This is a genomic window from Klebsiella sp. AqSCr (genome assembly GCF_008452795.1).
GTDB lineage: Bacteria > Pseudomonadota > Gammaproteobacteria > Enterobacterales > Enterobacteriaceae > Klebsiella > Klebsiella pneumoniae.
Window position 1 is genome coordinate 3,459,416 of record NZ_MJDM01000005.1, and the last position, 21,523, is coordinate 3,480,938.

The window sequence follows — 21,523 nt, forward strand, 5'->3', positions numbered from 1 at the left end:
TTACCCGACCTGGAATACACGGCTGATTTGGCGTTGGTAGCCCGGCTGTGCAACGCGCGAGCCGGGGACATGTCGGATGACGATATGCCCCCGTTCAGACAGCAGACAGTTACGCCGGTCAGCCATGACTAAACAAACGCGGCGCACGCTCGCTGTCGCCGCGTTTCATCACCCGATCCAGTACTTCAGCCTCCAGCTCGGCCAGCTTCGCCGAACCGGTGCGCCGCGGTCGCGGGATATCCACGCTTAAATCGAGGCCAATCTTCTTCTCTTCAATTAACAGCACCCGATCGGCCATGGCCACCGCTTCACTGACGTCGTGCGTGACCAGCAGGACCGTAAAGCCATGCTCCTGCCACAGGGAGACGATCAGCTCCTGCATCTCCAGACGGGTGAGGGCATCCAGCGCCCCCAGCGGTTCGTCCAGCAGCAGCAGGCGCGGGCGATGGATCAGCGCGCGGGCCAGCGCAACGCGCTGCTTCTGCCCACCCGACAGCGCGGCCGGCCACTCCTGTGCGCGGCTTTCAAGTCCGACGCTGGCCAACGCCTGCAGGGCGGCGTCGCGCCAGGCGCCTTTTAGCCCCAGCCCCACGTTATCAATCACTGTTTTCCACGGCAGCAGGCGCGCATCCTGAAACATCATCCGGGTGTCGTCCTGGATCGCCGCCAGGGGCGTCGCGCCAGCCAGCAGTTCGCCGGCGTTTGGTTTTTCCAGACCTGCCAGCAGGCGCAGCAGGGTACTTTTGCCGCCGCCGCTGCGGCCCACCACCGCCACAAACTGGCCGCTGGGAATATGCAGATCCAGCTCGTTAAGAATGGTGTTGTCGCCATAGCGTTTCGTCACCCCGTTCAGCAGCAGCGGGATACCTGGGTTGAGACGGGCAGTGTTCATGCGTTAGCCTCCTGAAGATGATACGCCGGATTCCAGCGCAGCCAGAGCCGTTCCAGCAGCTGGGCGCAGACGTCGGCCAGTTTGCCAAGGATGGCGTAAAGAATGATCGCCACTACCACCACGTCGGTTTGCAGAAATTCACGCGCGTTCATCGCCAGATAACCGATGCCGGCATTCGCCGAGATAGTTTCGGCGACAATAAGCGTCAGCCACATCAGACCAAGGGCAAAACGCACGCCGACCATAACTGAGGGCAGGGCGCCGGGTAATATCACGTGACGGAACAGGGCGAAGCCGGATAAGCCATAGCTGCGCGCCATCTCAACCAGCCCACGGTCAATATTGCGGATCCCGTGCCAGGTGTTGATATAGATCGGGAACAGGGTGCCCAGCGAGACAAGGAAGATCTTGGCGGTCTCATCGATGCCGAACCACAAGATCACCAGCGGGATCAGCGCCAGATGCGGGACATTGCGCAGCATCTGGATCGAGGTATCCAGCAGACGCTCGCCCCAGCGAGACAGGCCGCTGATCAGGCCGAGTATTAGCCCGATCGAGCCGCCGATGGCGAAGCCGACCAGCGCCCGCCACGAGCTGATGGCCAGATGCTGCCACAGCTCACCGCTGGCTGAGAGGGTCCAGAACGCTTTCAATACCCCCTCCGGCGAGGGCAGCACCCGCGTCGACAGCCAGCCGACGGACGAGGCCAGCTGCCAGACAATGACCGTCCCTACCGGCAGCAGCCAGGGGGCGAGGCGTAACAACAGGGGATGGGTTGATTTTGCCATCACGGTCTCCTCAGCTTTGCGCTACTTTACGCGGAATAAACTCGTTGGCGACCGCTTCCCCCTGCAGACGCAGGTTTTGCGGCTGCGGGATGGACGGCACCGCGACGTCAAGCAGGGGGAACAGCAGCTCTCCGACCCGGTACGCCTCTTCCAGATGCGGATAGCCGGAAAAGATAAAGCTATCGATACCCAGCGCGGCGTATTCATTGATCCTTTCGGCAACGGTGGCGGCATCGCCCACCAGCGCGGTCCCGGCGCCGCCGCGCGCTAAACCCACGCCAGCCCACAGGTTGGGGCTGATTTCCAGCTTATCGCGTCGCCCGTTGTGCAGGGCCGCCATCCTTTGCTGGCCGACGGAGTCGGTTCTGGCGAAAGCCGCCTGGGCGCGGGCGATCGTCTCGTCGTCAAGATGGGAGATAAGGCTGTCCGCCGCCTGCCACGCTTCCTCGTTGGTTTCCCTGACGATCACGTGCAGACGGATGCCAAAGCGCACCTGGCGACCATGCCGGGCGGCTTTCTCTCGCACCTGAGCTATTTTCTCTGCCACCTGGGCCGGCGGTTCTCCCCAGGTAAGATAAAGATCGACCTGCTCAGCGGCCAGCTCCTGCGCCACCTCAGACGAGCCGCCGAAATAGAGCGGTGGACGCGGCTGCTGCAGTGGCGGAAACAGCAGTTTGGCGTCGCGAACGCGCTGATGCTTGCCGTTAAAGGTGACGGTTTCTCCCTCCATCAGCTTACGCCAGATGTGGGTAAATTCAGCCGAGGCCTCATAGCGCTCGGTGTGGTCGAGGAAGACGCCGTCGCCTGCCAGTTCGGCAGGATCGCTGCCGGTGACCAGATTGAACAGCGCCCGGCCGTTTGACAGCCGGTCCAGGGTCGCCGCCTGACGCGCGGCCACCGTCGGCGATACCACGCTTGGCCTGAGAGCGACAAGGAACTTCAGCCGCTGCGTCACCGGGATCATTGAGGCCGCGACCAGCCACGCATCCTCACAAGAGCGTCCGGTCGGGATCAGCACGCCGGTGAAGCCCAGCCGATCCGCCGTCTGCGCGATTTGCTGCAGATAGCCATAATCGACCGGACGGGCACCCTCTTCGGTACCCAGATAACGACCATCACCATGGGTCGGTAAAAACCAAAACATATTCAGACTCATGATTTCGCTCCTTGTGTGGCGGTGGGCTGCCAGATGCGGGCCCGGATATCAACTTTTTTTGGCACCAGCTTGTTCTCGTAGAACAGGTCTGCCGTCTGCTGCTGGCGAGCGGCGGTTTCGGCGCTCACCGGGGTAACCGCGGTGGGGGGACGATGGTCCAGATAGCTGGCGATCACCGCCTCCGGTAAGCCCATCGTTTTCGCCAGCAGCGTAATGCTTTGCGCGCGTTGGCTGTGGGTCAGGGCATCGGCCTGAGTAAAGGTGTCGAGTACGCCTTCAATGAAAGCGCCATTGCGTTCAGCGTAGGGCCGGGAAGCAAGATAGAAGGATCCCGTCTGTTTCAGATCTGTTCCGTCAGTGAGTACCCGGGCGCCGCCCTGCAGCAGCGCGGCGGAGTAGTACGGATCCCAGATAGCCCATGCGTCGACATTGCCCTGCTGGAAGGCGGCGCGCGCATCGGCGGGGGCAAGGTAAACCGGCTGAATATCGCTAAATTTCAGACCTGCGAGCTGTAGGGCGCGCAGCAGCAGATTGTGGGAGCTGGAGCCTTTCTGAAAAGCGACCTTTTTCCCTTTTAACTCAGCAACGTTATGAATCGGGCTGCCCTGCGCCACCAGGATCACCTCCGCCTTGGGCTTGGGCGGCTCCGCGCCGATATAGACCAAATCGGCGCCTGCCGCCTGGGCAAAGATAGGCGGAATATCGCCGGTACTGCCGATATCAATGCTGCCGACGTTCAGCGCCTCCAGCATCTGCGGACCGGCCGGGAACTCAATCCACGAGATATGGGTTTGCGGATAGCGCTGCTCCAGCAGCTGATGGCTCTTCGCCAGCACCATGCTGACGCTGCCTTTCTGGTAGCCGATGCGCAGAGCGTCAGGCGCCGCCGGGGCGGCGTGACCCAGCGTAGAGAATAGCAGCAGTCCGCCCAGAGTCAGGGCGCGGAGAGGATTAAGCATGCTCCACCCCACGCAGAGATGTTAACGACGGCGCACGGCTGCTGGGGCGATGCAGCGCCTGCCAGAAGGTCTCCAGGGCGTCATCAAGGCGCCGCTGCAGATTCGCGGTAAACTGCGGCTTATGCTGGTAATCGGTCACCTGGCTGTCATCAGCGAAGACGCCATGGAGGATCTCCTGGGCCTTGAGGGCATTCAGCACTGGCTTCAGCGCGTAGTCCACCGCCAGCATGTGAGCGATGGTCCCGCCGGTGGCCAGCGGCAGCACGATTTTGCCCTCCAGCGCTCGCTCAGGCAGCAGGTCGAGCAGCGTTTTCAGCGCGCCGGAGAACGAGGCTTTATACACCGGCGTGGCGATGATCAGGCCATCAGCCCCGGCCAGCTGTTCATTGAGCGTCTGCAGCGCCGGGTTGTCAAAACGAGCGTACAGGAGGTCTTCTGGGGCAAAGTTCTGCAGATGCCAGTGGCAGACTTCGATATCGGCGGCAGTGAGCGTCTCTCTGGCGTATTCCAGCAAGGCGCTGGAACGGGAAGGGTAACGCGGGCTGCCCGCAAGCGTAATGACGCGCATCTCTCTCTCCTTATAACTAAATGTTTGCATTTATCTATAATTGATAACATTTATAGTGAGTGTGACAGAGGGCCATTATTTCCCTAAATGATTTATCCGCGGTTAGATAGCCGAAAAGCGCATAATGGCGCGAGAGGTAGGTAATCGTTTGCGCTGATGGGGGATTTTTTGTCGCAGGTCAATTCCCTTTCCGCAACAGATCGCACATAATACGCCCCCGGTTTGCACACCGGGAATCCAGGAGAGTTCATGTACTACCCCTTCGTTCGTAAAGCCCTTTTTCAGCTCGATCCTGAGCGCGCTCATGAAGTTACCTTTCAACAATTACGCCGTGTCACCGGGACGCCGCTGGAAATGCTGGTTCGCCAGAAGGTACCGGCAAGGCCTGTCACCTGCATGGGGCTAACCTTTAAAAACCCGCTGGGTCTGGCGGCCGGGCTGGATAAAAATGGGGAATGCATTGACGCGCTGGGCGCGATGGGGTTTGGTTCGATTGAGATCGGCACCGTGACGCCGCGTCCGCAGCCGGGCAACGATAAGCCAAGGATCTTCCGTCTGGTTGATGCCGAGGGATTGATCAACCGCATGGGCTTTAATAACCATGGCGTCGATAACCTGGTTGAGAATGTGAAAAAGGCGCATTTTGACGGCGTGCTGGGTATCAATATCGGCAAAAATAAAGATACGCCGGTTGAGCACGGGAAAGATGATTACCTGATTTGTATGGAAAAAGTCTATCCGTACGCCGGGTATATCGCCATTAATATCTCCTCGCCGAATACCCCAGGGCTGCGCACGCTGCAATACGGCGAAGCGCTGGATGATTTACTCTCCGGTATTAAAAATAAGCAGCTCGAGCTGCAGCAGAAGCATCAAAAATATGTCCCGGTCGCCGTAAAGATCGCGCCGGATCTTTTGCCTGAGGAATTGATCCAGGTTGCCGATAGCCTCGTGCGTCATAATATTGATGGCGTGATTGCAACCAATACCACCCTCGATCGTTCCCTGGTTCAGGGAATGAAACATTGCGATGAGACCGGCGGGCTTAGCGGTCGTCCATTACAATTAAAAAGCACTGAAATTATCCGTATGCTCTCCGCTGAGCTGAATGGCCGTTTGCCTATCATCGGCGTGGGCGGCATTGATTCGGTGATTGCCGCGCGGGAAAAGATTGCCGCCGGGGCATCGCTGGTGCAGATCTATTCTGGATTTATTTTTAAAGGTCCGCCGCTGATTAAAGAAATTGTTACCCACATCTAATCTTTTCCTCCTCTGAATCCCACCCAGGGCTTTATTTCCGGCCCTGGTTGTTTTATATTCCCTCACTGTTGCTTATTTAAACATTTTAGACTTTTCTTAATTTTAGAAAATATTCTGCGGTAAGTCGCAACAACTTTGCAGAGGCGTATGAAAGGGGACAGGGGGAAAAATGCGGATTAAACCTGACGATAACTGGCGTTGGTATTACGATGAAGAGCACGACCGCATGATGCTCGATCTGGCCAATGGCATGTTATTTCGCTCGCGCTTCGCCCGGCGCATGCTGACTCCGGATGCCTTTGCCCCTTCGGGATTTTGCGTTGATGACGCCGCGCTCTATTTCTCTTTTGAAGAAAAATGTCGCGATCTCGAGCTATCGAAAGAGCAGCGGGCGGAATTAGTCCTTAACGCGCTCACCGCCATCCGTTTTCTCAAACCGCAGATGCCGAAAAGCTGGCACTTTATCGCCCATACCCATCACTGGCAGCCGAGCGGCGGCGACGCCGCCTGCGTTTGGCTGAGCGATACCGGCGAGCAGGTGAATTTACTGGTGGTGGAACCGGGCGATAACGCCGCGCTCTGTCTGTTGGCTCAGCCGGGTCTCACCCTTGCCGGCCGCGTCATGCAACTGGGCGATGTCATTAAAATCATGAATGACAGACTGCAGCCGGCGCAGAGCGCGGTCAGCTACAGTCTGGGGCAGGCGGTTTAAGGCGCCAGGCGTAGCGCTGTTTTCGGTACACAGCTGCAGGCGAGAATAGTGCCATCTCCGGCAACCGCGTTTTTCTTTAACGGACTCACTTCTCCCTCTTCCAGCCGGATGCGGCAGCTGCCGCAGATCCCCGCCCGACACGAATAGGGTACGCGAATGCCCTGTTGTTCCAGTTGCTCCAGCAGCACCTGCTGGTTATTGCCGGTAAACTGTTGACCCTGCCATTCGATGGCAACCGTAGCCTGCTGCTGCGCCTCGGGAGCCGGGGTATCGTCGCTTTCACCTGCCCCGTAGGCTTTCGCCGGGCCGCGGGTAAGGATTTCCACTTCATCTCCCACCCGGATCACCCCGCTGTTGCGGGCAATCAGGTTCTGGCCAAAATCGACATCGCCATTGTCCAGCGCGGTACGAAAACGCTTTAAGGTTTCCAGCGGCTCCCCGGCGGGATGCTTCTGACCGCGCTCCGGGCTGACGGTGGTAAAAATGCAGCGGCTGCACGGCTTAGCGACATCAAACACCACCTCGCCGATGCGGATCACTTTCCAGCTATCTTCATCCCAGGCCGCCGCGCCGGTGACCACAAGGTTAGGGCGAAACTGTTCTATGCTTACGCTGGCCGGGCAGCGCTGTTGCAGATCGCGCAGGGAGGCCTCGTTAGCCAGCAGGTAAGGGTAGCCGTCGGCGAAGGAGAGCGGCACCGCATCATGGCGCTTTACCCGGCGGGTTAGCTGCGGCCCCAGCCAGCGCAGCTGGACATCGCGCTTGAAAAAGCCGCTGAGCCACTGGTTAACGGCGGCGGGCGCGATGAGGGCGGTAAAATGGTTGCCCCAGACTTCGGTCGGCTCGGCCTGCGTGGCGAAATCACTAAAACGCACCACGGCGCTGCTGCCGTCCGGTGCGGTCAGGTGAAGGCCATCATGCAGCGGCGCCGGAATAAATTTCACCATTTGCGGAAACTGGCGAGCGGTAATAAAGGTCCCGTCGGTTTCGGTGACCATAAACAGGCGATCGAAGGCCAGGCCGCTGATATCAGCAAAGGCGTGGGTCAGGCCTATGCCGCGCATGGATTTAACAGGATGAATAAAAAGTCGCGATAGCGTTACCATACGCTGCCTCCGGGTTCCAAAAATAAGCCTATAACTTTATGACATAGGGCACATATTGGCTATAATGCGCACCAATTTTCTTTAAGTAAAAGTGACGATATGAATTCTCTGTTTGCCAGTACGGCTCGTGGGCTGGAAGAGCTGTTAAAAACTGAACTGGAAGGGCTTGGCGCGACGGACTGCCAGGTAGTCCAGGGCGGGGTCCATTTTCAGGGGGATACGCGCCTGCTGTATCAAAGCCTGATGTGGAGCCGGCTGGCTTCGCGCATCATGCTGCCGCTGGGCGAATGTCGCGTATACAGCGATCTGGATCTGTACCTCGGCGTACAGGCCATTCCGTGGACGGAGATGTTCAACCCTGGCGCCACCTTCGCGGTGCATTTTAGCGGCCTCAATGACGAGATCCGTAACAGCCAGTACGGCGCGCTGAAGGTTAAAGACGCCATTGTCGACAGCTTCACCCGTAAGAATCTACCGCGCCCGAACGTCGATCGTGAGTCGCCCGATCTGCGGATCAACGTCTGGCTGAACAAAGAGACGGCGCACATCTCGCTGGATCTGAGCGGCGAAGGCCTGCACCTGCGCGGCTATCGCGATGGTACCGGAATGGCACCGATCAAAGAAAACCTCGCGGCGGCGATCGTCATGCGCTCTGGCTGGGTACCAGGTACGCCGCTGCTCGATCCGATGTGCGGCTCCGGTACCCTGCTGATTGAAGCGGCGATGCTGGCGACCGACCGCGCGCCGGGCCTGCACCGGGGCCACTGGGGCTTTGGCGGCTGGGCGCAGCACGATGACGCCATCTGGAAAGAGGTGAAGGCGGAAGCGCAAACCCGCGCTCGTCAGGGATTGGCAGCGTATGAGTCACGCTTCTACGGCTCAGACGTCGACGCGCGCGTAATCGAGCGCGCGCGCCGCAACGCCCGCCGCGCCGGCATTGGCGAGCTGATCGATTTTGACGTGAAAGACGTCGCCCAACTGAACAACCCGCTGCCGAAAGGCCCGTACGGGACGGTGATCAGTAACCCGCCGTACGGCGAACGTCTGGAAAGCGAGCCAGCGCTGATCGCTCTGCACAGCCTGCTTGGCCGGATAATGAAAAGTCAGTTCGGCGGCTGGAACCTGTCGGTATTCAGCGCTTCGCCGGAGCTGCTGAGTTGCCTGCAGCTGCGTGCCGACAAGCAGTTTAAAGCCAAGAACGGCCCGCTGGACTGCGTGCAGAAGAATTATCACCTGGCGGAGAGCGAAGGCGGCAAGCCGGCGATGCTGGCGGAGGATTTTGCTAACCGTCTGCGTAAAAACCTGAAGAAGTTTGAAAAATGGGCCCGCCAGGAAGGAATCGAATGCTATCGCCTGTACGATGCTGATCTACCGGAATACAACGTGGCCATTGACCGCTATGCCGACTGGGTGGTGGTCCAGGAGTATGCCCCGCCGAAAACCGTCGACGCGCATAAGGCGCGCCAGCGTCTGTTCGACATCATCGCTGCGACTATCGCCGTACTGGACATGGCGCCTAACAAGCTGGTGCTGAAAACCCGTGAACGGCAGAAGGGGAAAAACCAGTATCAGAAGATGGCGGAGAAGGGCGACTTTATTGAGGTACAGGAGTATAACGCGCGCCTGTGGGTCAACCTCACCGACTACCTGGATACCGGTCTGTTCCTCGACCACCGTATCGCCCGTCGCATGCTCGGCCAGATGAGTAAAGGTAAGGACTTCCTGAACCTGTTCTCCTATACCGGCAGCGCCAGCGTCCACGCAGGCCTCGGCGGTGCGCGATCCACCACCACGGTGGATATGTCACGCACCTACCTGGAGTGGGCGGAACGCAACCTGCGTCTCAATGGCCTGACCGGCCGCGCGCATCGCCTGATGCAGGCGGACGTGCTGGGTTGGCTGCGGGAGAGCACCGAGCAGTTCGATCTGATCTTTATCGATCCGCCGACCTTTTCCAACTCCAAACGAATGGAAGATGCGTTTGACGTCCAGCGCGATCACATTCGCCTGATGACCGATCTAAAACGTCTGCTGCGTAAAGGCGGCACCATTATGTTCTCGAATAACAAACGCGGTTTCCGTATGGATCATGACGGGCTGGCGGCGCTTGGCCTGAAGGCGCAAGAGATTTCGCAAAAAACGCTGTCGCAGGATTTTGCCCGCAACCGTCAGATCCACAACTGCTGGCTGATTACCGCAGCCTGAAAGGAATAAATAATGTCACTGATTAGTATGCACGGCGCCTGGCTTTCCTTCAGCGATGCGCCGCTGCTGGATAATGCCGAGCTGCATATTGAAGATAACGAACGCGTCTGCCTCGTCGGACGCAACGGCGCCGGTAAATCTACCCTGATGAAGATCCTCAACCGCGAGCAGGGGCTGGATGACGGACGCATCATTTATGAACAGGACCTGATCGTGGCGCGTCTGCAGCAGGATCCGCCGCGGAACGTTGCTGGTACGGTGTACGATTTTGTCGCCGAAGGGATCGCCGAGCAGGCGGCTTATCTGAAAGCCTACCATGACGTGTCGCATCAGGTGATGACCGATCCGAGCGACAAAAATTTAAATGAACTGGCGCGCCTGCAGGAGCAGCTCGATAACCTGGGACTATGGCAGCTGGACAGCCGCATTAACGAAGTGATTGAGCAGCTGGGCCTTGACGCCAATGCGCAGCTGGCGTCGCTGTCCGGCGGCTGGCTACGTAAAGCGGCGCTGGGCCGCGCCCTGGTCAGTGGGCCGCGCGTGCTGCTGCTGGATGAGCCCACTAACCACCTCGATATCGAAACCATCGACTGGCTGGAAGGTTTCCTGAAAACCTTTAAAGGCACGATTATCTTTATTTCGCATGACCGTTCCTTTATCCGCAATATGGCGACGCGCATTGTCGACCTCGATCGTGGCAAGCTGGTGACCTATCCGGGAAATTACGATCAGTATCTCCTCGATAAAGAAGAAGCCCTGCGGGTCGAAGAACTGCAGAATGCGGAATTTGACCGCAAGCTGGCCCAGGAAGAGGTGTGGATCCGTCAGGGTATCAAAGCGCGCCGGACCCGTAACGAAGGCCGAGTCCGCGCGCTGAAGGCGATGCGCCGCGAGCGCGGTGAGCGTCGGGAAGTGATGGGCAGCGCGAAGATGCAGGTTGAGGAGGCTTCCCGTTCCGGCAAAATCGTCTTTGAGATGGAAAACGTCAACTATCAGGTTGACGGCAAAGTGCTGGTGAAGGATTTCTCCGCACAGATCCAGCGCGGCGACAAGATCGCCCTGATCGGCCCCAACGGCTGCGGGAAAACCACGTTGCTGAAGCTGATGCTCGGCCAGCTGCAGGCCGACAGCGGGCGGATCCATGTTGGCACCAAGCTGGAGGTCGCCTACTTCGACCAGCACCGCGCGGAGTTGGATCCGGATAAAACGGTGATGGACAACCTGGCGGAAGGCAAACAGGAGGTAATGGTTAACGGTAAACCACGCCATGTGCTGGGTTATCTACAGGACTTCCTGTTCCATCCAAAACGAGCGATGACCCCGGTACGTGCGCTTTCCGGAGGGGAACGTAACCGCCTGCTGCTGGCCCGGCTGTTCCTGAAACCCAGCAATCTGCTGATCCTTGATGAACCGACTAACGACCTCGATGTTGAAACGCTGGAGCTGCTGGAAGAGCTGATCGATGGCTATCAGGGGACCGTGATGCTGGTGAGCCACGATCGTCAGTTTGTCGACAATACCGTGACCGAGTGCTGGATCTTCGAAGGCGGCGGTCGTATTGGCCAGTACGTCGGCGGCTATCACGACGCCCGCGGTCAGCAGGCCCAGTCTTTGGCGCAAAAGCAGACGGTCGTTAAAAAAACGACGGAAGTCGCTCAGCCAAAAGCAGAAACTGTCAAACGCGGCGGGAACAAACTAAGCTATAACCTGCAGCGCGAGCTGGAACAACTGCCGCAGAAGCTGGAGGCTCTCGAGGCCGAACTGCAGACGCTGCAGGATCAGGTTGCCGATCCCGATTTCTTCGGGCAACCGCACGATCGCACGCAGCAGGTGCTGGCGCAGCTGGCCGAAGCGGAGCAGGCGCTGGAAGCGGCCTTTGAACGCTGGGAATATCTCGAAGGATTAAAGAACGGCGCCTGAGCCGAGGAGTTGTCATGTGCGATCATCATCATGCTGCGCGACATATTCTATGTCCCCAATGTGATTTGCTGGTGGCTTTGCCGCAGCTTGAGCATCGCCAGAAAGCCGCCTGCCCGCGCTGCGGTACAACGTTAACCACCACGTGGGACGCGCCTCGCCAGCGTCCCACGGCGTATGCGCTGGTCGCGCTGTTTATGCTGCTGCTGGCCAACCTGTTCCCTTTTATCTATATGAAAGTGGGCGGCATCAGTAGCGAAATAGAGCTGCTGGAAATTCCCAACGTACTGTTTACCGAGGATTACGCCAGTCTCGGGACTTTCTTTTTACTCTTTGTTCAATTAGTGCCGGCGTTTTGCCTGGTCACCATTTTGCTGCTGGTTAATCGGGTCAGAATGCCTGCCGGCCTGAAGACGTTCCTTGCGCGAATTCTCTTTCAACTGAAAACCTGGGGCATGGCGGAGATCTTTCTTGCCGGCGTACTGGTGAGCTTCGTCAAGCTGATGGCCTACGGTGATATCGGCATCGGTCTGAGCTTTGTTCCCTGGTGTATGTTTTGCCTGCTGCAGTTACGTACTTTTCAGTGCGTCGACCGCCGCTGGCTATGGGATGATATTGCCCCCATGCCGGCCATTACCCAGCCGCTGAAGGTCGGGGTGACCGGTATCCGTCAGGGGCTGCGCTCCTGTGCCTGCTGTACGGCGGTGTTGCCGGTCGATCAGACCGTCTGCCCGCGCTGTAACAGTAAAGGAACGGCGCGGCGCAAAAATAGCCTGCAGTGGACGCTGGCGCTGCTGGTGACGTCATTTATCCTTTATCTCCCTGCCAACATTATGCCGATCATGATCACCGATCTGCTGGGCGATAAAATGCCATCGACCATTATGGCCGGGGTGATTTTACTGTGGAGCGAAGGTTCTTATCCGGTGGCGCTGGTGATCTTTATCGCCAGTATTATGGTGCCGACGCTGAAGATGATCGCTATCGCCTGGTTGTGCTGGAACGCCAACGGCAACGGCGTGCGAGATTCGGAGCGCATGCATCTGATCTATGAGGTGGTGGAATTTGTTGGCCGCTGGTCAATGATTGACGTTTTTGTCATCGCCGTGCTCTCTGCGCTGGTCCGCATGGGAGGGTTAATGAATATCTATCCAGCCATCGGCGCGGTCATGTTTGCGCTGGTGGTGGTGATGACCATGTTTTCAGCCATGACATTTGATCCCCGTTTACTGTGGGATCGTGAGCCAGATTCAAGCCATGAGGAAATACAACAACATGGAAAATAAGAGCGGAGAAGCGAAAGTGCAGAAGGTGAAGAACTGGTCACCGGTGTGGATCTTCCCTATCGTCACTGCGCTGATCGGGGCATGGATCCTGTTTTATCATTACAGCCATCAGGGGCCTGAGGTCACGCTGATCACCACCAATGCGGAAGGGATTGAAGGGGGAAAAACCCGGATCAAGAGCCGCAGCGTAGACGTTGGGGTGGTGGAGAGCGCGACGCTGACCGACGATCTCACCCACGTGGAAATCAAAGCCCGCCTCAATTCCGGGATGCAGAAGCTGCTGCACAACGATTCCGTCTTCTGGGTGGTAAAGCCGCAGGTTGGGCGCGAGGGGATCAGCGGTCTTGGGACATTGTTGTCCGGGGCCTATATTGAACTGCAGCCGGGAACGAAAGGTTCGGTGCCAGCGCAGTATCCGCTACTGGATTCTCCGCCGCTGGCCTCGCCGGATGCCAAGGGGATCCGTATTCTGCTGGAAAGCAGCAAGGCGGGCCAGCTGTCGCCGGGCGATCCGGTGTTGTTCCGCGGCTATCGCGTGGGGTCAGTGGAAACCAGCACCTTCGACACGCAGAAACGTCGTATAACTTACCAGCTGTTCATCAATGCGCCGAACGATCGCCTGGTGACCACCAACGTTCGTTTCTGGAAGGACAGCGGGATCGCTGTAGATTTGACCTCGGCGGGGATGCGCGTCGAGATGGGCTCGCTGTCGACGCTGTTTGGCGGCGGGGTGAGCTTCGATATTCCTGAAGGACTGGACCTCGGCGAGCCGGTGGCGAATAAAACGGAATACCATCTGTTTGACGATCAGAAGAGCATCCAGGATTCAGTCTTTACCGAGCATATCGATTACGTCATGTTCTTCAAAGACTCGGTTCGCGGCCTGCAGCCGGGCGCGCCGGTGGAGTTCCGCGGTATCCGTCTGGGCACCGTCGGCAAAGTGCCGTTCTTTATTCCGGGGCTGAAGCAGCGTTTGAACGATGACTATCGTATTCCAGTGGAAGTGCGGGTTGAACCGCAACGGCTGATTAATCAGCTTGGCGGCGATCCGAATATTCGCGCCCACATTGACGATCTGATCAACCGCGGACTGCGCGGCTCGCTGAAAACCGGTAACCTGGTGACCGGCGCGCTGTATATCGATCTCGACTTCTATCCGAAGGCGCCCCCGCGCGGGAAAATACAGGAGTTTAACGGCTATCCGATTATCCCGACCATCAGCGGTGGACTGGCACAGATCCAGCAGCGTCTGATGGATGCGCTGGATAAGATTAATAACCTGCCGATTAATCCGCTGCTGGAGCAGGCGACCAGCACCCTGGCGCAGAGCGAGAAGACGATGCAGCACGTGCAGACCACGCTGGATAATCTGAATAAGATCACCTCCAGCCAGTCAATGCAGCAGCTGCCCGCCGATATGCAGACGACGCTGCGTGAACTGAACCGTAGCATGCAGGGCTTCCAGCCGGGCTCTGCGGCCTACAATAAGATGGTGGCCGATATGCAGCGTCTGGATCAGGTGCTGCGTGAGCTGCAGCCGGTTCTGAAAACGCTAAATGATAAGAGCAATGCGCTGGTATTTGAGGCGAAGGATAAAAAAGATCCACAGCCGAAGGGAGCGAAATAATGAAAAAATGGTTACTGGCGGCAGCCGTATGCGTACTGACGGCGTGCAGTAGCGGCGGGGAAAGCAAGACATACTATCAGCTACCGGTTGTGCAGGGCGGCGCGCAGAGCGCCGCCAGTCAGGGGGCACGTCTGCTGTGGGTAGAGCAGGTCAGCATCCCGGATTATCTGGCGGGTAACGGGGTGGTCTATCAGACCACCGACGTGCAGTATGTGATCGCCAATAATAATCTGTGGGCCAGTCCGCTGGATCAGCAGCTGCGTACCACGCTGGTGGCGAATCTCAGCCAGCAGTTGCCGGGCTGGGTAGTGTCGTCCCAGCCGTTGGGGAGCGAGCAGGATACCCTCAACGTTGCGGTCAATGGCTTTCATGGTCGCTATGACGGGCGGGTTATCGTTAGCGGTGAGTGGCTGCTGAAGCATCAGGGACAGCTGATTAAGCGCCCGTTTAACATCGTCCTCAGGCAGGAACAGGATGGTTATGACGCGATGGTCAAGACCCTGGCGCAGGCGTGGAGCCAGGAGGCGGCTGCCATTGCCAGCGAGCTTAATCGTCTGCCATAAGTAAAATTCATCATAATGATCTGCCGCGCGGTTCACCTGGGCCGCGCGGCATTTTTTTTGCCAGGTCAGTTTGTTACCGGCGGCTGCGCCGAGCGAACAAAAAATGAACTCTTATATAGGTCACAAATATGACACTGGCGTGAATTTTGCGCATTGACGTTGCCTTCTTTTCGCGGTATTCGTAACCCGTGGCTGCACAATTTGCGACCACTGTTTTCTTTTCCACCAGATCAAAGAATGAGGGAAACGAGGCATGAAGAGACAAAAACGAGATCGCCTGGAACGGGCACACCAACGCGGATATCAGGCGGGTATCGCGGGAAGATCGAAAGAAATGTGTCCATACCAGAGCCTGAATCAACGCTCATGGTGGCTGGGAGGCTGGCGAGAAGCCATGGAGGACAGGGTACTAACGGCCTGACACTGTCTCTTTAAAAAAGAAGCCTCCGCATAGCGGGGGCTTCGCCTTTTAATCGCTACTGAATGTTATCAGAAAGCGGAAGTATCCTGGAACAGACCCACTTTCAGATCGTTCGCGGTGTAGATCAGACGATCGTCAACCAGCACTTCACCATCCGCAAGTCCCATAATCAGACGACGGTTAACAATGCGCTTGAAGTGGATGCGGTAGGTGACTTTTTTCGCGGTCGGCAGAACCTGACCGGTAAATTTCACTTCGCCAACGCCCAGCGCGCGGCCTTTGCCTTCGCCGCCCAGCCAGCCAAGATAGAACCCGACCAGCTGCCACATAGCATCCAGGCCCAGGCAGCCCGGCATCACCGGATCGCCGATAAAGTGGCAACCGAAGAACCACAGGTCAGGATTGATGTCGAGTTCTGCCTCAACATAACCTTTATCGTAGTTACCACCGGTTTCGGTCATTTTGATGACGCGGTCCATCATCAGCATGTTTGGTGCCGGTAACTGCGGGCCTTTCGCGCCGAACAGTTCACCACGACCAGAGGCAAGAAGATCTTCTTTTGTATAGGATTCGCGTTTATCTACCATGTTTTCAGTAAGCCTTATTTTAAGTTCGGGACGCAGGATAGCTAACACGTGTAAGCTGAACAAGTCCGATCAGTTAGAACTTGTCCCACCTAACCAGCGTAGCGGCCACGGAAAACGATGGCGAGTCTCTTGCTGGGTCGCCTGCGCTATCCGCTCCTGAATGGTTTGTCGCAGCGTCTGTCCTTCACCGTCCCACATCAGCTGGGTCAACATCGGCAGCGCTTCGGTAATATCGTCAATGGCCCAGATAGCAAACTGGTTGTCGGCAACGGCCTGACGTAGCTCGTGGCTCAGGCTGAGATGACGAACGTTGGCGGCAGGGATAATCACTCCCTGTTTGCCGGTTAAACCGCGCTGCTGACAGATAGTGAAGAAGCCTTCAATTTTCTCGTTCAGGCCGCCGACCGGCTGCACGCGACCAAACTGGTCGACGGAGCCGGTGATCGCGATGCTCTGATTTATCGGTACGTTGGCCAGGGCGCTGATTAAGGCGCAGAGTTCCGCCATGGAGGCGCTGTCGCCATCCACTTCACTGTAGGACTGCTCAAAGGTCAGCGAAGCAGTGAAGGGAAGCTGCTGCTCCAGCTCCAGCTCGGACATCAGAAAAGCCTGCATGATCATCATGCCTTTCGCATGAATGTTACCGCCCAGCTCGGCTTTACGTTCGACGTCGATAAATTCGCCATCGCCAATGTGCACGACGCAGCTGATGCGTGAAGGTTCACCGAACGCGCGTGGATGACCGGGGAATTCGATCACCGACAGGGCGTTGATCTGCCCGACGCATTCGCCTTCGGTTTCAATCAGGATCTGTTCCTGCAGGATTTCATCCTGCATACGCTCCGCCAGGTAGCCTTCACGCCATACCCGGCGCGCCAGCATGGTCTGCATCGCTTCGCCGGTAATCTCCTCGCCTTCGCAGAAGGCGGCGGCCTCCCGCAGCTGGCGGGTTATCCATAGCGGACTGAGCGGCAGGGTCTCCTGATCGCCGGTATAGCGCGTTCCCTCATCGATCAGCAGAGGCCAGGCATCGGCTGCCGGGCCCGGCAGCTCCAGCTGCTGCGCATTCTGCCATACCCACTGGCACCAGGCCTTTAGCGTGTCGGCGTCAGCAAACTGCAGAGTGTCTTCATACTCGCTATAGATCGCCTGCGCAGCCAGCTCCGGCTCCATTTCCTGGAAATCGGCCAGCGATTCGCGTTCGCCCACCAGGATGATTTTCAGACTCAGCGGCATGGAGGGAATGCTGACCGGCAGCGGACGCGATTCATCCATAGAAAGCCAGTCAAAGCGCTGACGAGTCACCATATTTTTCAGACGCACCCACAGCAGCGGTTGCGCCAGCAGTGTACGTAGCGAAAGCACAAGCACGCCGCCGTTGGCCTGATGGACCAGCCCAGGCTGGAGGGTGATTGCACCGTTAAACTGGCGTACGCAGCCAAACAGCTGTTCCGCTTCTACCCAATCGGCCATCACGACCGGGGCAGTGCTGGCGAAATTATCCTCAGCGCCCTGCGCCGGTGCGAGCGTCACCTGAGCGTCGGTTACCTCATAGCGGACGCCGTAAAGCGGTGCGGCAGGCTCGTGCAGAGTCCGGGTTTCAGCCGCCAGCCATTGCAGATATTCCGGCTCTTCAGGGGCTTTCACCAGCATGAAGGAGGAGACTGCCGGCGTGTACAGCAGCTGCTCAAGCCCATAGAACAAACGCGGCTGCAGATCGCCCGAGAGGGAGGGGGCCGGATGGGAAAGTTCAGCTTGAGCAAACAGCGCCTGGTAAGCTTCCAGATCAGGCGCAAGGTCGGTTCGGGTCAGTTTCGTAATGGTCAAAGTCGCTGTTTTTTAGTTAGATGTAAAGCGCGCAATTATACCTGATGCCGCGACCGAGCACACGGAGGATTATGGTTACCCTGATGATTACCCGGTCGCAGACTTCACGAATAATGATTTATATTCAGCACATCAGAAAAAAACTGATATCCTGAAATGAGTTACACGGTCACATTGAGATCGCAATGAAATATCAACAACTGGAAAATCTTGAAAGCGGCTGGAAATGGAAATATCTGGTAAAGAAGCACCGGGAAGGTGAGCTGATTACCCGCTACATTGAGGCCAGCGCTGCGCAAGCTGCGGTAGATGACTTGCTGACGCTCGAGAATGAACCTGTGCTGGTTCATGCCTGGATTGAGCAGCATATGAATCCGGCGCTGATGAACCGCATGAAGCAGACTATCCGCGCGCGACGGAAACGCCATTTTAACGCTGAGCATCAGCATACGCGTAAGAAGTCTATCGACCTTGAGTTTGTCGTTTGGCAGCGTCTTGCTGGCCTGGCGCAGCGGCGGGGCAAAACCTTGTCTGAAACCATCGTCCAGCTGATTGAAGATGCCGAGCACAAAGAGAAATATGCCAGCAAAATGTCGAGCCTGAAGCACGATCTGCAGGTACTGTTAGGGAAAGAATAGCCAGGTAGGATCGTCGACCCGCCTGCCGGTGGTTGCCCTGGCCGGGGGCTGCTTCACAGCTCTCAGCCGCTAAAGTGGGCGAGAGGGCATAAAAAAACCCGCCGAAGCGGGTTTTTTTATCGGTTATAACTTAAGCCGCCGGCTGAGTTACAACTTCTTTGTAGCCTTTAACTTCGATCTCTACACGACGATCCGGAGCCAGGCAATCGATCAGGGCAGCGCGAGCTTTCACGTTGTCACAGGTGTTGCCAGTAACCGGGTTGGATTCACCCATGCCGCGAGCGGAGATTTTGCCAGCCGGGATGCCTTTAGCAACCAGGTAGTCAACAACGGACTGAGCACGTTTCTCAGACAGCTGCTGGTTGTAAGCTTCGGAACCGATGCGGTCGGTGTAGCCCAGAACAACAGCGGAACCGTCTTTCGGATCCATGTTGCTCAGCTGAGTGTACAGCTGATCCAGAGCCTGCTGACCTTCCGGTTTCAGGGTAGCTTTGTTGAAGTTGAACAGAACGTCAGACTTCAGGGTGAAGTGCTTGGTAGCCACTTCCGGAGCCGGAGCCGGAGCCGGAGCAACAACCGGTGCAGCATCTTCCTGACCGAAGCGGTAGGAAACGCCCAGGCTCAGCATGCCGTTATCAGGACGGGTACCCACAGTGCCCGCGTCGCCGATGTTGTTAACCCACTGGTATTCCAGACGGGTAGCGATGTCACGAGTAACAGCCCACTCTACGCCGCCAGCAAATACTGGGGAAACGCCAGTGTCGTGTTCGCTACGGGAAACGCCGGTAGAAGCGTAGTTGCCTTTGGAGTCAGCGCGCCAAACCATGCCGCCCAGACGGGTGTAGATGTCCAGATCGTCAGTGATCGGGTAACCCAGTTTAGCGGTCAGCTGAACGCCCTGAGCTTTGAAAGCACCGTTGTCAACGCTGCCTTTATATGCCATACGGCCCAGCCAGTCATAACCCATTTCGAAACCGAGGTACGGGTTAACCTGGTAACCACCGAACGCACCAGCACCAAGCTGATCGTTACGGGTCGGACCGTTGTTGTTCTGGAAACCGTTACCGTAGAAACCGGTGTCGTGATACTGGGACCAACCCAGTTTACCACCTGCATACCAGGTGTTATCTTTCGGAGCGGCCTGCGCTACGGTAGCGAAGCCAGCCAGTGCCACTGCAATCGCGATAGCTGTCTTTTTCATTTTTTGCGCCTCATTATCATCCAAAATTCGCCATGAAGTTACAAAAGACCTCACGGTTAAATCCTTCACCGGGGGCGTGACTTGTTGTTAACTATGCTGATACATGCAGCGTAAGCCGATCACCCCTGGCGATGTAAAGTCTACAACTTAGTTCGAAACTTACAAGTGTGAACTCTGTCAGGCATATGAAAAAAAAGGGTTGTGTACACAATATTTAACAAATATGGTTGATTTTCGTACACGAAAAAAAGACAGAAATCCCCGTGTGGCAGGCATTCCGCGAAAAAGACCATAAAAAACGCTGTACCTTTCCCAGCGGTAAAAAAAATTCCAGGAATAATCCTAATTTCACTCAATGATACAAATTTGAGTGAATTTTTAGCCCGCTGAGTTGTCTGCCGAGCGTGCCCTGATTTCGCACCGGGCGCATGATGAATCCCATCGCGGACCCTACCTGGGCAGCGTTAACGAGACGTTCGTGTTCGTCAGCGGTTAACTCCTCCGCCAGCCAGCAGATAACCACACTATAATTACCCGTGCGCAGGGCACGGATCATTGAGTCTATGGTATGGCTGGGAGAGAGCTGGCTAATTTGCATGACCTTGGACAGCGGCAGACCGGCGGACTGAACCCATTCGCGGCTGAGCTTTTGTTGCGGCGTGAGCCACAGCTGCCAGCGCGACTGTTGACCCAGCTGCTGTAATAAAGGTAGCAGCAATAACTGCGTCATCATGGGTTGATCTTCACGATAGACAATTTCACTGATCAGCCCATTGGTGTTCTGTTCGCCAGAACGATGAGCGTAGTGGCCTGCCGGAGCAGAAGCCTGTGCTGAACGGTTTGCGTGAGTTGAAGTAAACATAGTCTATCCCGCCTTTAGTTACTGTATGCATATACAGTATCTTCGCCAGGGGAAAAGATCAACCGCAATTTGCCATTTTGCTGCCGGGAATTTAATCGCTTCTCGTGGTTCCTTATCTGTCAAAAGAAGCCCCTGCATTATCCAATCCTTAACGCGCGCTAATGGTTTCATTTCTCCCTGTCGATTGCTGCAACGCTTGCGATTTTCTGAAAGCGTCTCGCAAAACCGCATTCTGGTGAAAAAGTCGGCGAAAATCATCTTGCTGCTGCCCGGGAAGTCCCTTATGTTTTCTCTTAGCGGATCCGTTAACAACTTAAGTTTAATTACATGATTAACAAAGGAATGATCATGAGAAAACTAGTTTGTCCGCGGCTCCCGCAATTTCAGGCCTGCGTCTCACCGCTGGGTCAACTGCATACTCGTCCGCTCTTTGGCGGCTACAGCCTGGCTATTGATGATACGGTGTTTGCGATGGTGGCCGAGGGAAACATTTATCTGAAGGCCTGCGAGCAGAGCGCTGCTTATCGGGTGGAACATCGTAATCCTCTGTTAACGCTGCGCCGACACGGCCGCATAGTGCCGCTGAAGTATTATCAAATTGACGACACTTTATGGCGCGATGAGCAGCAGCTTTTTCGGCTATCGCTACTGTCGTGGCAGAGTGCGCAGCGCGAAAAGAACTGCCGACGGGCGTCGGGCCGCCTGAAGGATTTACCCAATATCAGCTTTCATATGGAATTGCAGCTGATTCACGCGGGCATACCGGACGTTAGGACGTTGCGGGAAGTTGGTGCGCAGGAGGCATGGCTGAGGCTACGCGTAAATAATGCTTCTTTATCGCTGAGCGTATTGCTGGCGCTGGAGGGGGCGATTGCCGGGGTACATGCCGCCGCGCTCCCGACGCCACGGCGTCAGGAGCTTCTCGAATGGGCGGCTACCCGGTAGCGG

The 21,523-nt window shown here is 56.9% G+C and carries 20 protein-coding genes; 10 read left to right on the forward strand and 10 right to left on the reverse strand.

Annotation, left to right across the window (positions count from 1 at the left end; all coding sequences use genetic code 11):
- Positions 1–118: 118 nt before the first annotated feature.
- The 5 genes from ssuB to ssuE are packed head-to-tail and all read right to left on the reverse strand — an operon-like array spanning position 119 to position 4,363.
- Positions 119–892, reverse strand: a complete 774-nt coding sequence (ssuB, locus tag BHE81_RS20825) for an aliphatic sulfonates ABC transporter ATP-binding protein (RefSeq protein WP_004150838.1) — start codon at positions 890–892, stop codon at positions 119–121.
- Positions 889–1,680 carry an aliphatic sulfonate ABC transporter permease SsuC gene (ssuC, locus tag BHE81_RS20830; protein WP_004141755.1) on the reverse strand — a complete coding sequence of 264 codons (792 nt, stop codon included), beginning with the start codon at positions 1,678–1,680 and terminating at the stop codon, positions 889–891. The genes ssuB and ssuC overlap by 4 nt, the downstream gene beginning before the upstream one ends.
- A 10-nt stretch (positions 1,681–1,690) precedes the next feature.
- Positions 1,691–2,836 carry an FMNH2-dependent alkanesulfonate monooxygenase gene (ssuD, locus tag BHE81_RS20835; RefSeq protein ID WP_002898293.1) on the reverse strand — a complete coding sequence of 382 codons (1,146 nt, stop codon included), beginning with the start codon at positions 2,834–2,836 and terminating at the stop codon, positions 1,691–1,693.
- On the reverse strand, positions 2,833–3,795 hold the full coding sequence (locus BHE81_RS20840) for a sulfonate ABC transporter substrate-binding protein (RefSeq protein ID WP_004141753.1): 963 nt from the start codon (positions 3,793–3,795) through the stop codon (positions 2,833–2,835). The genes ssuD and BHE81_RS20840 overlap by 4 nt, the downstream gene beginning before the upstream one ends.
- Entirely contained in the window at positions 3,788–4,363 is a 576-nt protein-coding gene (gene ssuE, locus BHE81_RS20845; RefSeq protein ID WP_002898296.1) for an NADPH-dependent FMN reductase, read from the reverse strand. Before ssuE ends, BHE81_RS20840 begins: the two co-directional genes overlap by 8 nt.
- 249 nt (positions 4,364–4,612) lie before the next feature.
- Between ssuE and pyrD the strand changes: the two genes are divergently transcribed.
- Together pyrD and zapC are read left to right on the forward strand one after the other, a co-directional pair.
- A complete protein-coding gene (pyrD, locus tag BHE81_RS20850; protein WP_002898303.1) occupies positions 4,613–5,623 on the forward strand; it encodes a quinone-dependent dihydroorotate dehydrogenase in 1,011 nt (336 codons plus the stop codon).
- A gap of 169 nt (positions 5,624–5,792) precedes the next feature.
- Positions 5,793–6,335: a cell division protein ZapC gene (gene zapC, locus BHE81_RS20855; protein ID WP_002898308.1), complete on the forward strand. Its 543-nt coding sequence runs from the start codon at positions 5,793–5,795 to the stop codon at positions 6,333–6,335.
- On the opposite strand, the gene BHE81_RS20860 is transcribed toward zapC, so the two are convergent.
- Positions 6,332–7,441, reverse strand: a complete 1,110-nt coding sequence (locus tag BHE81_RS20860) for a YcbX family protein (protein WP_002898310.1) — start codon at positions 7,439–7,441, stop codon at positions 6,332–6,334. The two genes, zapC and BHE81_RS20860, sit on opposite strands and share 4 nt — an antisense overlap.
- A gap of 99 nt (positions 7,442–7,540) precedes the next feature.
- Between BHE81_RS20860 and rlmKL the strand changes: the two genes are divergently transcribed.
- The 6 genes from rlmKL to rmf all read left to right on the forward strand — a co-directional run bounded on the left by rlmKL (position 7,541) and on the right by rmf (position 15,460).
- A complete protein-coding gene (gene rlmKL / locus BHE81_RS20865; protein WP_004147847.1) occupies positions 7,541–9,646 on the forward strand; it encodes a bifunctional 23S rRNA (guanine(2069)-N(7))-methyltransferase RlmK/23S rRNA (guanine(2445)-N(2))-methyltransferase RlmL in 2,106 nt (701 codons plus the stop codon).
- Positions 9,647–9,658: 12 nt separating this feature from the next.
- Positions 9,659–11,566, forward strand: coding sequence for an ABC transporter ATP-binding protein (locus tag BHE81_RS20870; RefSeq protein ID WP_004147848.1), 1,908 nt, complete (start codon positions 9,659–9,661; stop codon positions 11,564–11,566).
- A gap of 14 nt (positions 11,567–11,580) precedes the next feature.
- A complete protein-coding gene (gene pqiA / locus BHE81_RS20875; RefSeq protein ID WP_023302116.1) occupies positions 11,581–12,849 on the forward strand; it encodes a membrane integrity-associated transporter subunit PqiA in 1,269 nt (422 codons plus the stop codon).
- Complete coding sequence (pqiB, locus tag BHE81_RS20880) at positions 12,839–14,476, forward strand: intermembrane transport protein PqiB (protein ID WP_002898390.1); 1,638 nt, start codon at positions 12,839–12,841, stop codon at positions 14,474–14,476. The genes pqiA and pqiB overlap by 11 nt, the downstream gene beginning before the upstream one ends.
- The gene (gene pqiC, locus BHE81_RS20885) at positions 14,476–15,039 is read left to right on the forward strand and encodes a membrane integrity-associated transporter subunit PqiC (protein ID WP_002898392.1); all 564 of its coding nucleotides are present in this window, start codon (positions 14,476–14,478) and stop codon (positions 15,037–15,039) included. Before pqiB ends, pqiC begins: the two co-directional genes overlap by 1 nt.
- A gap of 253 nt (positions 15,040–15,292) precedes the next feature.
- Positions 15,293–15,460, forward strand: coding sequence for a ribosome modulation factor (rmf, locus tag BHE81_RS20890; RefSeq protein ID WP_002898396.1), 168 nt, complete (start codon positions 15,293–15,295; stop codon positions 15,458–15,460).
- A 68-nt stretch (positions 15,461–15,528) separates the two neighbouring features.
- Here rmf and fabA read toward each other — a convergent pair whose 3' ends face one another.
- Positions 15,529–16,047, reverse strand: a complete 519-nt coding sequence (fabA, locus tag BHE81_RS20895) for a bifunctional 3-hydroxydecanoyl-ACP dehydratase/trans-2-decenoyl-ACP isomerase (RefSeq protein ID WP_002898398.1) — start codon at positions 16,045–16,047, stop codon at positions 15,529–15,531.
- A gap of 69 nt (positions 16,048–16,116) precedes the next feature.
- The gene (locus BHE81_RS20900) at positions 16,117–17,874 is read right to left on the reverse strand and encodes an AAA family ATPase (protein WP_004147851.1); all 1,758 of its coding nucleotides are present in this window, start codon (positions 17,872–17,874) and stop codon (positions 16,117–16,119) included.
- 185 nt (positions 17,875–18,059) lie between these two features.
- On the opposite strand from BHE81_RS20900, the gene matP reads away from it, so the two are divergent.
- A complete protein-coding gene (matP, locus tag BHE81_RS20905; RefSeq protein WP_002898404.1) occupies positions 18,060–18,512 on the forward strand; it encodes a macrodomain Ter protein MatP in 453 nt (150 codons plus the stop codon).
- A gap of 130 nt (positions 18,513–18,642) precedes the next feature.
- Here the strand turns inward: matP and ompA are convergent, their stop codons facing one another.
- Positions 18,643–19,713, reverse strand: a complete 1,071-nt coding sequence (gene ompA, locus BHE81_RS20910) for a porin OmpA (RefSeq protein WP_002898408.1) — start codon at positions 19,711–19,713, stop codon at positions 18,643–18,645.
- 352 nt (positions 19,714–20,065) lie between these two features.
- Complete coding sequence (gene sulA, locus BHE81_RS20915) at positions 20,066–20,575, reverse strand: SOS-induced cell division inhibitor SulA (protein WP_110246628.1); 510 nt, start codon at positions 20,573–20,575, stop codon at positions 20,066–20,068.
- A gap of 348 nt (positions 20,576–20,923) precedes the next feature.
- On the opposite strand from sulA, the gene BHE81_RS20925 reads away from it, so the two are divergent.
- The gene (locus tag BHE81_RS20925) at positions 20,924–21,520 is read left to right on the forward strand and encodes a TfoX/Sxy family DNA transformation protein (RefSeq protein ID WP_004179217.1); all 597 of its coding nucleotides are present in this window, start codon (positions 20,924–20,926) and stop codon (positions 21,518–21,520) included.
- Positions 21,521–21,523: the final 3 nt, after the last annotated feature.

Bases quoted from the DNA above. Each gene is read 5' to 3' on its own strand.
- pyrD (WP_002898303.1), top strand. From the start codon at position 4,613: ATGTACTACCCCTTCGTTCGTAAAGCCCTTTTTCAGCTCGATCCTGAG.
- BHE81_RS20840 (WP_004141753.1), bottom strand. From the start codon at position 3,795: ATGCTTAATCCTCTCCGCGCCCTGACTCTGGGCGGACTGCTGCTATTC.
- BHE81_RS20860 (WP_002898310.1), bottom strand. From the start codon at position 7,441: ATGGTAACGCTATCGCGACTTTTTATTCATCCTGTTAAATCCATGCGC.
- ssuB (WP_004150838.1), bottom strand. From the start codon at position 892: ATGAACACTGCCCGTCTCAACCCAGGTATCCCGCTGCTGCTGAACGGG.
- pqiB (WP_002898390.1), top strand. From the start codon at position 12,839: ATGGAAAATAAGAGCGGAGAAGCGAAAGTGCAGAAGGTGAAGAACTGG.
- pqiA (WP_023302116.1), top strand. From the start codon at position 11,581: ATGTGCGATCATCATCATGCTGCGCGACATATTCTATGTCCCCAATGT.
- matP (WP_002898404.1), top strand. From the start codon at position 18,060: ATGAAATATCAACAACTGGAAAATCTTGAAAGCGGCTGGAAATGGAAA.
- BHE81_RS20870 (WP_004147848.1), top strand. From the start codon at position 9,659: ATGTCACTGATTAGTATGCACGGCGCCTGGCTTTCCTTCAGCGATGCG.
- pqiC (WP_002898392.1), top strand. From the start codon at position 14,476: ATGAAAAAATGGTTACTGGCGGCAGCCGTATGCGTACTGACGGCGTGC.
- zapC (WP_002898308.1), top strand. From the start codon at position 5,793: ATGCGGATTAAACCTGACGATAACTGGCGTTGGTATTACGATGAAGAG.
- rlmKL (WP_004147847.1), top strand. From the start codon at position 7,541: ATGAATTCTCTGTTTGCCAGTACGGCTCGTGGGCTGGAAGAGCTGTTA.
- BHE81_RS20925 (WP_004179217.1), top strand. From the start codon at position 20,924: ATGAGAAAACTAGTTTGTCCGCGGCTCCCGCAATTTCAGGCCTGCGTC.
- ssuD (WP_002898293.1), bottom strand. From the start codon at position 2,836: ATGAGTCTGAATATGTTTTGGTTTTTACCGACCCATGGTGATGGTCGT.
- fabA (WP_002898398.1), bottom strand. From the start codon at position 16,047: ATGGTAGATAAACGCGAATCCTATACAAAAGAAGATCTTCTTGCCTCT.
- ompA (WP_002898408.1), bottom strand. From the start codon at position 19,713: ATGAAAAAGACAGCTATCGCGATTGCAGTGGCACTGGCTGGCTTCGCT.
- rmf (WP_002898396.1), top strand. From the start codon at position 15,293: ATGAAGAGACAAAAACGAGATCGCCTGGAACGGGCACACCAACGCGGA.
- ssuE (WP_002898296.1), bottom strand. From the start codon at position 4,363: ATGCGCGTCATTACGCTTGCGGGCAGCCCGCGTTACCCTTCCCGTTCC.
- ssuC (WP_004141755.1), bottom strand. From the start codon at position 1,680: ATGGCAAAATCAACCCATCCCCTGTTGTTACGCCTCGCCCCCTGGCTG.
- sulA (WP_110246628.1), bottom strand. From the start codon at position 20,575: ATGTTTACTTCAACTCACGCAAACCGTTCAGCACAGGCTTCTGCTCCG.